This is a genomic window from Collimonas sp. GW821-FHT07E08, from assembly GCF_059418905.1.
Map to the genome: position 1 here is coordinate 92,386 of NZ_JBWKQR010000003.1, position 14,368 is coordinate 106,753.

A 14,368-nucleotide genomic window follows, 5' to 3' on the forward strand; every position below is an offset into this window, starting at 1 on the left:
TGTCTGTCCGGCATACACAGGAGCATCAGTACATGAATCGAATCCCCGAGACGCTGCAGGCGCCGCGTTGGCTGAACCGTTTGCTGCTCAGCGTGCTGATGCTGGGTACTGTTTGCGCAGCGCATGCGCAAACAGCGCTGAACGATACGCCTATGTTCAGCAGCATTATCGTGCCGTCCAATGTGTTGCTGACCCTGTCGGTTGAATACCCTACGGCGACAAGCCGCGCGCATACCGGCGCGTATGCACCGAGTTCAACGTTTATCGGTTATTTTGATCCTGATAAATGCTACGACTACGACAATGCCAATGGTTATTTTGCGGCAAGCAAGGCAGCTGCAAGTCACGTCTGTTCCGGGCAATGGAGCGGCAATTTCCTGAATTGGGCGACTACGTCAACCATTGACCCCTTCCGCTGGGCGCTGACCGGGGGCTACCGTGCAGTAGACACCACGACTGCCACGGTATTGCAAAAAAATTATATGCCGGCAAGTCAAGGGGGAGTGGGGAATTTTCCGGTCCAGGCAATTACCAAGGATGCTACGACGATAAGCGGCGCTACGCCGTTTAGCGGCAAAAACTGGAATAGCATTTATGTGCGTGTGTACGGCTTCGGCACCTCGATGCGGGTATCGAACAATAATAGCAACACCACCATCAGCGTCGACGATACTCCCGGCACTTTCGGGGTTTTTGTCACCACGGCGTATACCTCGGGAGGAAAGAACGTCCCGGCGTCGAGCACGACTGCCGGCGCTACTTTCGACATACCGGTATTGGTCAAGGTCTGCGATCCGAATGCGATATCGCTGGAAGCCAACTGCACCAAATACGGCAGCAATATATACAAGCCGACCGGCTTGATTCAAAACAATGCTGATAAATTGCGCTTTGCAGCAGTCTCTTATCTGAACGATTCGAACCTCTTGCGTGATGGCGGCGTATTGCGCGCCAGGATGAAATCAGTCGGCCCCAAGACGCCGGTGCCGGGATCGAGCAGTCTCGATAACGCGCAAAAGGAATGGGATCCGGCTACCGGCATCTTTGTCGATAATCCCGATAGCAGCGACGCCGCCGCCACTGGAAAAGCCACCGGCAGCACCGTAGCCAACAGTGGCGTCATCAATTATTTGAATAAATTCGGCTTTGCCAGCCAAATCTACAAGGGCAAGGATCCGGTCAGCGAATTGTATTACACGGCGATACGTTATCTCAGGAACGCCGGCAATGTTCCTGAATACACCAGCAATCTGAATGCCGCCATGGCTGACGGTTTCCCGGTAATCACCAGCTGGGATGATCCAATCCAGTATGCCTGCCAAAGGAATTTCATTATCGGCATCGGCGATGAAAACACCCACGCCGACGCCAATCTTCCCGGTAGCACGATCGCCGACCCCAGCAAAGAGCCGACCATGCCGACCAGCGTGGCGTCGGATGTGCCGGTGTCAGGAGTCACAAGCTCTTCGATTGATGTCCGGCTGGCGACCAACAAGGTCGGTGCACTGGAAGGCCTGGGCAATCTCGGAGAGATGCATCCGACATGGTGTTGCGACCAGAGCAGTTATTTCATCGCCGGTCTCGCTTATGCCGCGCATACTGGCGATTTGCGGCCCAACGATTTCGGCAGCAAGAAGAGATCCTTCACAACTACTGCTACAACGTACTGGCTGGACGTGATGGAACGTGGCGTAGAGCAAAAAAACAATCAATACTGGCTCGCTGCAAAATACGGCGGCTTTACCGTCCCTGATGGCTACAGCACCTATGGCAATACCACTGCGTTGGCGCAATCAAGCTGGAACAAAGCCGGTGATACGGACCGCAACGGCAATTTGCGGCCGGACAATTATTATGACGCCGGCAAGGCCGGCTTGATGGTGTCGTCGCTGACCGATGCCTTTAAAAGCATTAATGCGGCATCACAGTTTTCTTCTTCGCTGGCGGTAGCATCGCCGGTAAGCGTCACCGATGGAACAGTCAGCTACAGCACACAATATTTCGCGGCCAACTGGTCGGGCGACGTGATTGCCAGTGCGTTGCAATTCGATGCGACGAGCGGGCAAGTGGTCGCTACGGCATCCGCATGGGATGCGCGTGCGATGCTGGAGACGCAGGCGGCGGCCACCGGCAGCGGCAGCAGCCTGGTCAACGGCTGGGATACGCAGCGCTTCATTGCAACCAGCGACGGCGGCAAGGGGGTGGCGTTCCGTGCCGCCAATATCGGCAACGCGAGTAATGCCGCGGCGCTGTCGGTATCCGGGATGAGTACCGCCGATGTCGTCAATTTCTTGCGCGGCGACCGCAGCAAGGAAGGCAATCCGTTCCGCCAGCGCGCATACCTGCTGGGCGATATCGTTACCTCGAAGGCCGCCCCGGTCGGCGTGCCGGCGGCAACGTATGCGGATGCGAGCAATCCTGGCTACGGCAGCTTCGTCGCCGCCCAGAAAACGCGCGGCACGGTAGTCTACGTCGGCGCCAACGACGGCATGCTGCACGCTTTCGACGGTGCCTTGAGCGGCGGCAAAGAACTGTTCGCCTATGTGCCCAGCTTCCTGTACCAGGGACCAACCGCCACGCCCGCGGTGAACGGCCTGGTTTCGCTGGCCAGCGCCAACTACATCCATCATTTTTTCGTCGATGCGACACCGGTGGTGACCGACGTCGATCTTGGCAGGGCTGGCGCTGCAAACAGTTCTGCCGACTGGCGCTCGCTGCTGATCGGCGGGCTGGGCAAGGGCGGCAAGGGCTACTACGCGCTCGACGTCACCAATCCCGGCACGCTGAGCAATGAAACCAATCTCGCCAAGGCGGTCCTGTGGGAGTTCACCGATGCAACCATGGGCTACAGCTACGGTCCCGCGGTGGTGGTGAAGACCGCCAAGTACGGCTGGGTGGCGATCCTGACTTCGGGCTACAACAACGCCGACGGCAAGGGATATTTTTATATCGTCAATCCGAGCAACGGCGCGCTGCTGGAGCCGCCGATCCCGACCGGCGCCGGCAGCGCAAGCGCGCCGGCCGGCCTGGCCCAGGCATCGGCCTACGTCGGCGACTTTACCGATTACACGGCGGACGCCGTATATGCCGGCGACCTGCTGGGCAATGTATGGCGCCTGGACCTGACCAAGACCACCGGCAGCAGCTACGATGCGCCGACGCAGATCGCCTTGCTGACGGATCCCTCCGGCGCAGCCGCGGTACAGCCTGTCACCACCCGGCCGCTGATCGAGGTGGATAAAAATTCATTGAAGCGTTATGTGCTGGTCGGCACCGGCAAGCTGCTGGCGGACAGCGATATCAAGAGCAGTCAGGTCCAGACTTTCTACGCCATCAACGATGGCACCGGGAGCAGGTTCGATACGGTCGCCACCTTGCCGGCCGCCGTCGGCAAATATCCGATTACCCGCGCCAACCTGAACAACAATACGGATGTGACAACCGGCATAGGCGCCACTCCTGAAAAGCCGTCAGGCTGGTATATCGACCTGGGATTGAGCGACAACAATATCGCGCGGCGCGTTACATCGCAAGCTGCCGCAAACGGCGGCGTCGTGGCATTTGCCGCCAACCTGCCGGATGGCGACGTTTGCACTCCCTCAGGCAGCAACGATGTCTATGCGGTCAGCTACAGCACCGGCAAGTCTCAATACGGCAACCTGGCGCTGGTGACCGCGGCTGGGCTGAACAACGGCATCTATTTTGCCAACATCAACGGCAAAGTGAAGCTGGTAACCACCACCAGCGACGGCAAGAGCGGCACCTACGAGCCTGAGCCGTCGGTGAATAATCCGTTCAACCGCCTGAACTGGCGCCAGGTCCCGGTTGCCAATTGAATGCCTGCGTGGCGCGCCGCCGACGCCACATGCATATGCAAGGGAAACACGCGGCGTGAAGTTCGAGGTACGCCGGCTGCTTGGCGCCGGAGTTTCCCTGGCGCTGCATGTTTGCGTGCTGGTGCCGTGGTGGCTTGCCGCGGATGGCGCAGGATTCGCCGCTATGGATACGGAGCAGGAGGCATACGTCGATGTACAAGTCGTGGCGGCGGCGCCTGGTGTGGCGCGGACTCCGTCAACCGGGCCAAAGCCGGCATACGGGGACAAACAGCCTGCCAAACCGTTCCAGGCCGGCGTCGTAGCCGAACAGACGGCATACCGGTTGCCGGAGCCGACATATTACGGGCCGCTGGAGGTAGACAAGGATGCGTTGCCGTACAGCGCCCCCGATCCTGATTTGCTGGCGGACGTTGCCGTTTCCGGACTGCCGATCCGCGTACGCCTGTATGTCGACGCCAGCGGCGTGGTGGCCGGCGTCGATACATTGCAAGCGCTGGCCGATGACCAGCAAGCGCTGGAACGGATAGAAAGGATGTTGCGGGGTACGCGTTTCATGCCGGCCAGGCTGGGAGGAAAGGATGTGAATTCGTACCAGGACCTGGAGTTCCATATCGGGCCGGAACTGAATAACCCACCTGGATAAGCAGCAAGAACAGGAAAACCGACGGATAAAAAATGGAAAATTCCAAGGCTAACGATATATGGCAATACATACAGTCGCAAAACAGTCACATGAAAACGAGTGATTTGGCGACAGGCAGCGTTCTGGGCGGATTGGCTGGCGCAACGCTGGCGGTTCTTATTGTATTTCGCTTGCACAGGGAGGCGTGGAGTGCGGATCTGCTTTTGCTGAGCATATTATGCTGCGCCGGGATAGGCGCTTTTCTTGTCTATGGCGGCCTGGCTCTGGGCCGGATCCGCGAATCTTCCCGGCGAAAGGCGGGCCGCTGCGATCCGGCATAGGCAGGCGGCCGGGGCCGCGGATTCCTGTCTGACGTCCAGCCCGAAGTTCTTATCCCTGCATCATCATGCCGGCCAAAGACGCTGCAGGGTTACCGATAAAATCGCGGGTTGGGTTGCCTGGATGCGCCGCCCGCAAGGTGTGCGGGCGGCGGCCTGCGGACAAGTCGCCCGGGCGCAATTACATGACCAGCACCTGCTCCGCATCCAGCACTTTGCGGCGGGCCAGCGCCAGGTTGGATTTGCTCTTGTCGAGGACCACATAGATGAACAGGCCGTGGTGCTTGTCTATCGGCCGCAGGATGTGGTACTGCTTGCCAAGGGTAATCAGGATATCTTCGATGGAATCCTGCAGGCCGAGGCTTTTCATGGTCTTCAGCTTGGCGCGCACCACTTCGGTATTGCCGGCCGCCGCCAGTTCCAGGTCGAGGCCCGAACCGCCGGATTCCAGGATCATCCCGCTGTTGCTGTCGACGATTGCCGCCGCCAGCGCGCCATCGATGTCCAGCAGTGTCTCAACGATAACAGTCATGTTGCTCATGTTTTTCCCTTGTGTATGTAGATAGCGGCGTTGAATGGAACAGGCGCATCACCGCCGGCCGGCCAGCAGCGCCGATGCGTGGAATGGAGTCACCGGCCCAGGGTCAGCTGCCGGATGAAATTGCTGACGATCTTGTCGACCGTCCATATCGTGTGTCCCAGGATGGCGTCCCGGTTGACCACGACGCACAGCAGGTAGGGGTATGGATGGCCGACCGGCCGGAAAATGATTTTTCCTGTCGGGGTTTCAAGCATCAGGCGATCGCATCCATCGAATTCCACTTCCTTGCCGACCGAGCGTGCGATGGCGACCAGCGAGCTGGTCATGGCCGACAGGCGCACCGCGCTGAATTTCAGCCCGGGATCGTAGATCGCGATTTCCTGTCCATCGAGCGTGGTCATGACTACGGTGGTGATGCTGTTCTGGAGCAAGCCGATCTGGTTGAATACATGATGGGCTGCGTTTGACGCAGAAGCGAGATTGGCTTTGATTTCCATGTGAATTTATATTGTTATCAGCAGCGATGAAAATACGTCCAGTGCATCCAGCATCTGTGATTTTTCGCGTACGTCTGCGGTGATCATAGGAACCGCCATGCCCAGCGCGCCGGTCAGCGCCGACGCAAACCGGTTGCTGTCCTCGATGCTGACCGGGCGCGCCAGCAGCAGCATGCACGGCATGGTTTCGGAAACGGAATAGACGGTGCGCAGATATTGCTCTGCCGTGTGGATAGCATCTGCGTCGTTGGCGTCGATCATGACGATGACGCCGATTGCCATGGAGAGCAGCCAGCCGCGCATGAAGTCGAAACGGTCCTGTCCCGGGCTGCCGTAGATATGCAGCTGTTCGCCGCCATCCAGGTCTACCACGCCGAAATCGGCGCCTACGGTCGTGCTGGTCTTGGCTGAGGAGGCGGGATCCATGTTGGGAACATCGCAATCGACCATCAGGTCTCCGCACAAAGAGCGGATGGCTGTCGTTTTGCCTATGCCCATCGGCCCCAGAAGGACAATTCTCAGTATGCACACTATCGGGTTGTCTCCAGCTCTTGCGAACGGGTCCGGCCCAGCCACTGGTTGATTTTCTTGACAAATAATCCGACGCCGCTTTCCTTCTGGCCAGGGGGGAACTGTTGTGCCGGTTCTTGGGCGGCCGGCAGCTTGCTTTGTTCGACCAGCACTTCTTTCTTTCTCAGTTCGTCAAGAAACAGATAGGCGTCGCGTTCCGACAAGCCGCCGTATGCGAGGAGCCACTGCCAGTCGACGGATTGCTTGGTCATGACCGCTAGGATTTTCTGGAAATGGACAGCCGAAAAATCGTGCTCCAGGCTGATCCACCTGGAGATGCGATAAGTGCTTTGGGAGAGGGGGGCGGGCGCATCGCCCAGGCCGCTTGTCCCGGTCTTCATGTCGAGTATCCGCAAGGCCGCCCGGTCCAGTACATTGATCAGGTCCGGCAGGCGGAAATCGGCCGGCAAGGTCATGTCGCCTTTGCCGGCAGGATGATCGGGGGATGCCGAAACCCAGATGCAGATGCAGTTGGCCGGCAGCGCCTCCAGGGGATTGAAGGTGGACGGGTCGAGCAGCGCTGCCGAGGCAAACCTGGAGTCGGACGGAAGCCAGCGGAATACGGTCTTTTCATCCGCTATCTGCATCAGGAGTTCATAGCGCAACAGTTCTTTTTCAGCGAGGTGTTTGACAGAAATAAAGACAGTCTTACGCATCGCGGCAACCATATCGATGGATGGCGTTCCGGGCGGATGCCGGAATATTTTCTGCTGGCGGATGCGGCATGGTTTTCCCCTTGAAGATGCGCTAGATCGTTAGCCCCGGTTTTTTGCAGGGACGGCGTCGTGCAAAAGACATGCCCATCGGCCGGTGAACTTGCCGCAAGAATAAGCAATGTGCAGGAGCAGGGCTATCAGGGGATCTTGATATTTGCGCAGGATCCGGGAAGCGCCTTGTCGGGAATTCCTTACGCCGGCCATGAAACCGTAATTGCCGTGGAGATCGATTGGCGCAAGCATTTGCGGCGCACGGCGCCGGTTTTTTTGAGACCTGCCGCTGGCTGGCGATACCGGGATTGGAGGAAATGCTTACCCGAAATTCAGGATTGCCTGATTGAAACATTCTTTCGCATTGTTCATTATCGGCGCCAGGAAATCATCTTGGCGCCGCAGGCGGCCGGAGCCGGAATTTCCAGCTTGTTAACGGATTGTGTAGCGGATTGTAAACCTTGCGAATTATCGCGTTTTGTCGGGATCGATGGAGCAGACCACATGGCACAGAAAATTTCAGACGACGACGCCTTGTTGCTGGCGCAAATACTACGTTCTTTCGACCTGGATGAAACGACCAGCGCCGCGCGATTCGTAGAGAGCCTGATTTTCGATGCGATTTTCCGCGAAGAGTGGGAGCGTATTTGCGGCAGCCAGCATCAATTCCATTTTTATGACAGGCTCGCCGAGGACATTTTCGACGCGCTGGAAAACCATGGGGATCTGGAAAATTCCGTGCGGGAGAGGGCCGGCCAGCTGCTTCGGGAAATTGAAGCGCGGTATGCCAGCCTGCTTGGCGAGATCCAGGCGCACTACGCATGGATTTGCAAGCACATGGTTTCCATGGGAAGCCGCAGGGGCGGGTCAAAGACGGAATTCTTGCCTTTCTGACCAGGGCGGCCACATCCCGATGTAAATGTTGAATCCCTTTTTGCCGGATAGGAAAAGCTGATGTTCCGGTTATCTTGATTTTTTGGAAAATACGATGCCTGGTTTTATGAAGCTGCTGTGTGTATCAATTTTGGCTGGCATGGCTTTGAGCGCGTGCGGCGGCGGCGATAACGCCGGGGAGAATTCCAGTTCAAGCGGTAGCGCAACGGCGACCGGCACTACCTCATCGGGTACCGGCAATACGCCAACCGGAACAAGCGGCACGCCAACCGGAACAGGCGGTACTTCAACCGGATCGAATGGTGTTTCTTCAACGGTAGATGCGGCGCTCCCGCCCGAACCGCAGCTTCCTGGAACCGTGTGCGCCACCCTGGTCGCGGGCCTTACCCAGGCGGGCGGCCTGTTGCCCGCTTCTGTCGACGCCAGCTTGAGCAATTCCAATCCGGATACCGCGCGGATTCAAAAAGAAATCTCCCGCTGCCCCGCCGGGCAAGCGGTCAAGCTGACTACCGGCAGCAGCGGCCAGAACGCATTTCTTTCCGGCCCGTTGACCCTGGCTAGCGGCGTCACCCTCTGGGTGGATCAGGGAGTGACCTTGTTCGCGTCGCGCAGTCCGGCGGATTTCGATACCGGCGCCGGCAATTGCGGTACCGCTGCCGGTGACGGCAAGTCCTGCAATGCCTTGATCACCGCCAGCAAGACACAAAATAGCGGAGTAGTGGGCGACGGCGTCATCGATGGGCGTGGCGGCAGTGTATTAACGTCAGGCGCCAACGCGGGAGCAATGACTTGGTGGGACGTCGCCATGCTGAACAAGTCGACGGGCAAGAACCAGAACAATCCGCGCCTGATCCAGGTTTTTGGCGGCAGCAATTTCACGCTGTACCGCATTACCGTCCAGAATGCGCCGGCATTCCATGTGGTGCCTAATACGGTAAGCGGTTTTACTGCCTGGGGCGTGAAAATCCTGACGCCGACCCTGGCTTACTCCCGGCCGGGTTATGCCTGTCCGGCCGGGAGCAGCCCGGATCCGACAACGCCCGCTACTTCGCCAAGCACCTGCTTTACGCCGGAAACCACGAAAAATACGGACGGGATCGATCCCGGCCAATCCAGCAATGTGCTGATCGCCTATTCTTATTTCAGCGGCGGCGATGACAATATCGCGATCAAGGCGAGCGGACCGGCGCCGGCTCTGTCGCATCGGATTGTCCACAGCCACTTCTATTATGGCCATGGCATGTCGATCGGCAGCGAGACGAATTCGGGTGTAGACGGCATCGAGATGCGTGATCTGTCGATCGATGGCCAGGATTCTCAAAACAGCGTCGGCATACGGATCAAATCGGACGACGGCCGCGGCGGCACGGTGAAGAACATCAGCTATCGGCAGATCTGCATGCGTAACGTCAAGGAGCCGATGATATTCGATCCTTACTACAGCGCCGGCAATCACACCCTGGCGCCGGATTTCCACGACATTGCGGTCAGCGGCTTCCATTACCTCGGCAGCGCAAAATACGGCGGCGGCACGCTCACCTTCAACGGCTATGCTTTCAACGGCACGGTCAATCCGCTGAAGATCATCTTGGATAACGTCATGTTCGATTCCACGCCGAAGATATCGAATAGCCCGCACAACGGCGGCCCGACGCCGCCGTCGAACACACAGTTTACTGTCGGGCCCGGTCCGGTCAACTTTACGATCGCACCTTCCGCTGCGAATAACGTGACGGTGGTCACGGCGCCGAAAGACGGCCAGCAGGCAATCGACTGCAGCCAGGCTTTCGTGCCTTTCCCATCCTCGATGTCACCGTTCTAGATTCTGCCGGCCCGGTTTCCGCGCTATTTCGACGCCATTTCTATGCCGGCGATCTTGCACTCCGATCGCTCGGTGTTTTTCCATACCTCATAGTCTTTTTCATCGTTCGCCCGCAGGAACGAGGTCGATGCCGCGCCTGCCTGGGCGCAGGCGACTTTTGCCAGGCCGTTGCGTTTGGCTTTGTGATATTGGGCGACGGTCTGGAACGCCACATTCCTGTCGATGGCGCGCGTATTCTGCCTTGCCATCACTTCAATGCCGTCGCAGAAGAAATACCAGATGCCGGGGGAGATAGCGACGAAACAGAACAACGTTTGTAATGTACTAAGATCCTTGGTTCTCACTGTACTTGCCTTCCAATATTACGGGTCGCGGCACTACCGCGGCCGGGTGCTTGTTCCGGCTCCTAGGCCATTGATTTGATTAATTTTTCACAATTGTTCATATGCTAATTTAGTTTTCAAAAAAAACAATGGTTTGTTAAAAATTGTTAGGTAAAAATCCTGGGAGTGACGATATTTGTGGGATTTTTCATACAATAAAAACATTCAAAATTAACATCATCCAGGTAACGATTTCGTGCACAATTACGCCGGGCAACCAATCCTGCACGCCGTTTTTTTTGACACTTCATCAAATTGAACGGGACCGCGTTTGAACTGCCGACTTTTGTCTGCGCGCTGTTCGTCGGCGTCATATTGAGCAACGGCCTGGCGCTGCCGATCCACAACTAGGCGGGACAGGCTCGGGCAAGGCCCCGCGTCGCTATAATGAAGAAGGTTCACTTCAGGGAGGCGCTCATGCAGCTCACACCCAGGCTGGCGATCTTCACCATAGTGTCGAGCCTTGCCTACCTTTGGCTCGCCATCCTCGGCGAGGGCGGATTTGACGCCTTTTTCTCGCGGCCGGCCTTGCTTGTCACCGCCGCCGCATTCATGGCGCTGGCCGGCGCGGCGCTCTTCACCAGCGCCAACCTGAGTTCCGGCGAGCGCGAGGACCGCGGCAACCGCTGGATCATTCCCGCCGTCGGGCTGATCGGGCTGCTGCAAGCTTACCTGCCGGCGTATTCCGACCGCATCGGCTTCTGGACCTTCGGCGGCGATGCGCTGCGCTGGACCGGCGTTGTCCTGTTCATCGCCGGCGGCGTGCTGAGGCTGTGGCCGGTTTTCATCCTGGGACGCCGCTTCAGCGGCCTGGTGGCGATCCAGCCGGGGCATGAGCTGGTCACCGGCGGCATATACAGCGTTATCCGCCATCCCAGTTACCTGGGCCTGCTGGTGAACGCGCTGGGCTGGTCCCTGGTTTTCCGTTCCGGGCTCGGCGTACTGCTCACCGCCCTCATGCTGGTGCCGCTGCTGGCCCGCATGCGCGCCGAGGAAGCGCTGCTGCGCAGCCAGTTCGGCGCCGGGTACGATGCCTACCGTGCTCGCACTTCGCGCCTGATTCCCGGGATTTATTAGGATGCCTGGCCTGGTTTCTGCCTCACGGGCATGCTGCGAATCGACCGCCTGCGATAAACTGTGCGTTTGGGTTGATGGGGGAAGCGATGCAGACCGTGACACTGCCTTACGGCTCGGACCAGACCGGCCTGGTATGCGGTTTTTTATTCGACGCCGACGCGCAAGGCCGGCCAATCGAGTCGAAACAGGCGGAGCAGTGGCTGGCTGCACGCGAGCAGCATCCCGGCCAGTTCATCTGGCTGCACCTTAACCTGGCCAACACCGCCAGCGAAAAGTGGCTGAGGAAGCATGCCGCGCTGGGCGACGAATTCTACGCAACCCTGCACGAAGGCCAGCGCTCGACCCGCATCGAACTGGTCGACAATATGCTGATCGCGGTGGTCAACGATGTGCTGCACGATTTTTCATTCGATCCGGCGGACATTTCCACGCTGTTCCTGAATGTCGACCGGCAGGTTGTGATCAGCGCCCGGCTGAAGCCGCTGAAGGCCGTCGACCGCTTGCGCAACGCAGTGAAGAACGGTGAACCGATCCGTTCCTCGATCGAGCTGCTGACCCATCTGCTGCGCGACCAGGCTGAGGTGCTGTCGAAGATCGTGCGCGACGCCATCCAGCGGGTCGACGGCATAGAAGACACCCTGCTGGCCGGCAAGCAGAACCAGAAACGCGCCAACCTGGGTCAGCTGCGGCGCGTGCTGGTGCGCCTGCAGCGCCTGCTGGCGCCGGAACCGGCGGCCTTGTTCCGCCTGCTGCAGCGGCCGCCGAACTGGGTGGCCGACATCGATTCGCAAGAGCTGCGCCACGCCACGGAAGAATTTTCGATGGTGCTGCACGAAATCGCCACGCTGCAGGAACGCATCAAGCTGCTGCAGGAAGAAATCGCGGCGCGCGTCAATGAGGGCAATAACCGCAGCCTGTTCGTGCTGACTATCGTCACGGTGCTGGCGCTGCCGATCAACATCATCGCCGGCCTGCTTGGCATGAATGTAGGCGGCATCCCGCTGGGGCAAGATCCTCAAGGATTCTGGATCATCGCCGGCATTGTCGCTACCTTCACTGCGGTGGCCGGCTGGCTGGCTTTCAGGAAGCGCGGCGACGAGTGACGCCGGCCCGGCTTCGGCAATGTGCGCCGATATGAGCGGGCTGCCCACGGCATTGGAAAATTTTCGGTATCATCGTGCGCGCAGAAACTTGTCAATCCAAACCTGAAGGAAATGCCATGTCGATCCATGTCGCCACCATCGAGTGGGAACGCGCGGATGCCGTATTCACCGATAACCGTTACAGCCGCGCCCACCGCTGGCAATTCGACGGCGGCGCCGTGGTGCCGGCATCGAGTTCGCCGCATGTGGTCAGGGCGCCCTTGTCGAATCCGGCCAATGTCGATCCGGAAGAGGCGTTTGTGGCCTCCTTGTCGAGCTGCCACATGCTGTGGTTCCTGGACATCGCACGCAGCGCCGGCTACCTGGTCGAGCGTTATGTCGACCAGGCCAAGGGACATATGGAGCGGGCGGCGGATGGCAAGAGCTGGATCGCGCTGGTGGAGCTGGCGCCGGCGGTGGCCTTTTCCGGCGCCAAGATCCCGGACGACGCGGTGCTCCGCCATTTGCACCACCAGGCGCACGAAGAATGTTTCCTGGCGCGTTCCGTGAAAAGCGAAATCAGGATCGAGGGCAGCTGGAGCCATGCCGCGTCGTAAGCGCCGATTCGGCAATCCGGCGATCCTTATCCTGGCCGGCGCGGAGGCGGGTAGAATACCGGCGGCGCAGGTTTGCCGCGCAGGCAGGGGCTGGCATGCGGCAGCATTGTCAAACTGCCACGATACGACGTTTACACAGGAAAAATGATGGCAAAGAAGAATGAAGAGCTGGACCCGGAAACATTGGCGCTGATTAACTGGTGCATTGAAGTCGAAGGTTTCCTGGTGGCCGGCGGCGCGACCCTGGAACAGGCGCAAGAGCATATCGAAGAACAGGTGGAATGGTTTACCGACCAGTTTTATGACGGCCTGACGCCGGAACAAGCCGCCAAGGAAGCGCTGGCGTGATGCATGCCGAGGTGCGGTCGGCCCGATGAGCCAACATGAAATAGGGAGCGGCATCGGCCTGTCGGTCGGCGCTTCGATGCTGTTCGCCTTGTTGTCCGGCTACACCAAGCTGCTGGCGCCGCTCGACGGCCTCGACATCTTCGCCTGGCGCGTGGTGTGGACCTTGCCCGGCGCGCTGGCCCTGCTGGTCTTGCGCCAGCGCCTGCCGCAGGCGCGCGCCTTGCTGCAGCGCCTGGCGCGCGAACCCTTGACCTGTGCGGCACTGGCGGTAGTGGCGGCGCTGCTCGGCGTCCAGCTCTGGATTTTCCTGTGGGCGCCGTTGCATGGCCGCGCGCTGGAAGTCTCGCTGGGATACTTCCTGCTGCCCTTGACCATGGTGCTGGTCGGCCGTTTCTACTATCGCGAACGGCTGGATGTTTTCCAATGGCTGGCAGTCGCCTGCGCCGTGACCGGCGTGCTGCACGAGCTGTGGCTGACGCGCAGCTTTGCCTGGCCGACGCTGGTGGTGGCGCTCGGTTATCCGCCTTACTTTGTCCTGCGCCGCAAGATCAATGCCGATCCGGTGGTGGCGTTCGCGCTGGAGATGGCATTGCTGCTGCCGGTGGCGGCCGTCATGCTGTATGCGCGCGATTCCTGGAGCGTGATTGCCCACCGGCCGGACATGTGGCTGTTCCTGCTGCCGGGGCTGGGTTTGCTGAGCACGGTCGCGCTCGGCGCTTACCTGGGCGCCAGCCGGCTGTTGCCGATGGCCTTGTTCGGCATCCTCGGCTACGTCGAGCCGGTATTGCTGGTCGGCGTCGCCATCGTCTTTCTCGGCGAGTCGATGGCGCCGGGACAGCTGGCCACCTATATCCCGATCTGGTGCGCGGTGCTGCTGACGGCGCTGCACAGCGTGCGCCTGTTGCGCAAGGAGCGGGCTGCGCGGCGCGGCGGTTAAGCGCGTTGTCAACCAAGAAACGCACCCGCCAATCTCCGCAAGTCCGCCCAAATATTCCCGTTTTAAAGACTCCAGTAAGTAAGTGGTAAGAGCTTAT

15 protein-coding genes are annotated in these 14,368 nt (G+C 59.3%); 10 read left to right on the forward strand and 5 right to left on the reverse strand.

What is annotated here, in order from left to right:
* Positions 1-32 precede the first annotated feature (32 nt).
* Genes AC07RZ_RS04905 through AC07RZ_RS04915 form a run of 3 tightly spaced genes read left to right on the forward strand, consistent with a single transcriptional unit; the run spans position 33 to position 4,799 of the window.
* Positions 33-3,836: a pilus assembly protein gene (locus AC07RZ_RS04905; protein ID WP_494667114.1), complete on the forward strand. Its 3,804-nt coding sequence runs from the start codon at positions 33-35 to the stop codon at positions 3,834-3,836.
* Between the two features lie 55 nt (positions 3,837-3,891).
* The gene (locus tag AC07RZ_RS04910) at positions 3,892-4,479 is read left to right on the forward strand and encodes a hypothetical protein (protein ID WP_494667115.1); all 588 of its coding nucleotides are present in this window, start codon (positions 3,892-3,894) and stop codon (positions 4,477-4,479) included.
* 32 nt (positions 4,480-4,511) lie between these two features.
* Complete coding sequence (locus AC07RZ_RS04915) at positions 4,512-4,799, forward strand: hypothetical protein (protein WP_494667116.1); 288 nt, start codon at positions 4,512-4,514, stop codon at positions 4,797-4,799.
* Between the two features lie 178 nt (positions 4,800-4,977).
* On the opposite strand, the gene AC07RZ_RS04920 is transcribed toward AC07RZ_RS04915, so the two are convergent.
* The 4 genes from AC07RZ_RS04920 to AC07RZ_RS04935 form a co-directional block, all read right to left on the reverse strand.
* Positions 4,978-5,337, reverse strand: coding sequence for a hypothetical protein (locus tag AC07RZ_RS04920; protein WP_494667117.1), 360 nt, complete (start codon positions 5,335-5,337; stop codon positions 4,978-4,980).
* An 89-nt stretch (positions 5,338-5,426) separates the two neighbouring features.
* A complete protein-coding gene (locus tag AC07RZ_RS04925; RefSeq protein ID WP_494667118.1) occupies positions 5,427-5,834 on the reverse strand; it encodes a roadblock/LC7 domain-containing protein in 408 nt (135 codons plus the stop codon).
* 6 nt (positions 5,835-5,840) lie between these two features.
* On the reverse strand, positions 5,841-6,410 hold the full coding sequence (locus AC07RZ_RS04930) for a GTP-binding protein (RefSeq protein WP_494667119.1): 570 nt from the start codon (positions 6,408-6,410) through the stop codon (positions 5,841-5,843).
* Entirely contained in the window at positions 6,365-7,009 is a 645-nt protein-coding gene (locus AC07RZ_RS04935) for a hypothetical protein (protein WP_494667120.1), read from the reverse strand. The genes AC07RZ_RS04930 and AC07RZ_RS04935 overlap by 46 nt, the downstream gene beginning before the upstream one ends.
* Positions 7,010-7,189: 180 nt before the next feature.
* Here AC07RZ_RS04935 and AC07RZ_RS04940 point away from each other — a divergent pair, with 180 nt between their 5' ends.
* Together AC07RZ_RS04940 and AC07RZ_RS04945 are read left to right on the forward strand one after the other, a co-directional pair.
* A complete protein-coding gene (locus AC07RZ_RS04940; RefSeq protein ID WP_494667121.1) occupies positions 7,190-8,005 on the forward strand; it encodes a hypothetical protein in 816 nt (271 codons plus the stop codon).
* Between the two features lie 139 nt (positions 8,006-8,144).
* A complete protein-coding gene (locus AC07RZ_RS04945) occupies positions 8,145-9,827 on the forward strand; it encodes a glycoside hydrolase family 28 protein (RefSeq protein ID WP_494667122.1) in 1,683 nt (560 codons plus the stop codon).
* A 23-nt stretch (positions 9,828-9,850) separates the two neighbouring features.
* Here the strand turns inward: AC07RZ_RS04945 and AC07RZ_RS04950 are convergent, their stop codons facing one another.
* Positions 9,851-10,171, reverse strand: coding sequence for a hypothetical protein (locus AC07RZ_RS04950; protein WP_494667123.1), 321 nt, complete (start codon positions 10,169-10,171; stop codon positions 9,851-9,853).
* Positions 10,172-10,627: 456 nt separating this feature from the next.
* Here AC07RZ_RS04950 and AC07RZ_RS04955 point away from each other — a divergent pair, with 456 nt between their 5' ends.
* The 5 genes from AC07RZ_RS04955 (at position 10,628) to rarD (ending at position 14,271) form a co-directional block, all read left to right on the forward strand.
* A complete protein-coding gene (locus AC07RZ_RS04955) occupies positions 10,628-11,287 on the forward strand; it encodes a methyltransferase family protein (protein ID WP_494667124.1) in 660 nt (219 codons plus the stop codon).
* Between the two features lie 86 nt (positions 11,288-11,373).
* The gene (locus AC07RZ_RS04960) at positions 11,374-12,390 is read left to right on the forward strand and encodes a transporter (protein WP_494667125.1); all 1,017 of its coding nucleotides are present in this window, start codon (positions 11,374-11,376) and stop codon (positions 12,388-12,390) included.
* A gap of 116 nt (positions 12,391-12,506) precedes the next feature.
* Positions 12,507-12,986, forward strand: coding sequence for an OsmC family protein (locus AC07RZ_RS04965; protein WP_494667126.1), 480 nt, complete (start codon positions 12,507-12,509; stop codon positions 12,984-12,986).
* A gap of 147 nt (positions 12,987-13,133) precedes the next feature.
* Positions 13,134-13,334 carry a hypothetical protein gene (locus AC07RZ_RS04970; RefSeq protein ID WP_041742042.1) on the forward strand — a complete coding sequence of 67 codons (201 nt, stop codon included), beginning with the start codon at positions 13,134-13,136 and terminating at the stop codon, positions 13,332-13,334.
* 25 nt (positions 13,335-13,359) lie between these two features.
* Complete coding sequence (gene rarD, locus AC07RZ_RS04975) at positions 13,360-14,271, forward strand: EamA family transporter RarD (protein ID WP_494667127.1); 912 nt, start codon at positions 13,360-13,362, stop codon at positions 14,269-14,271.
* The last annotated feature ends 97 nt before the right edge of the window (positions 14,272-14,368 follow it).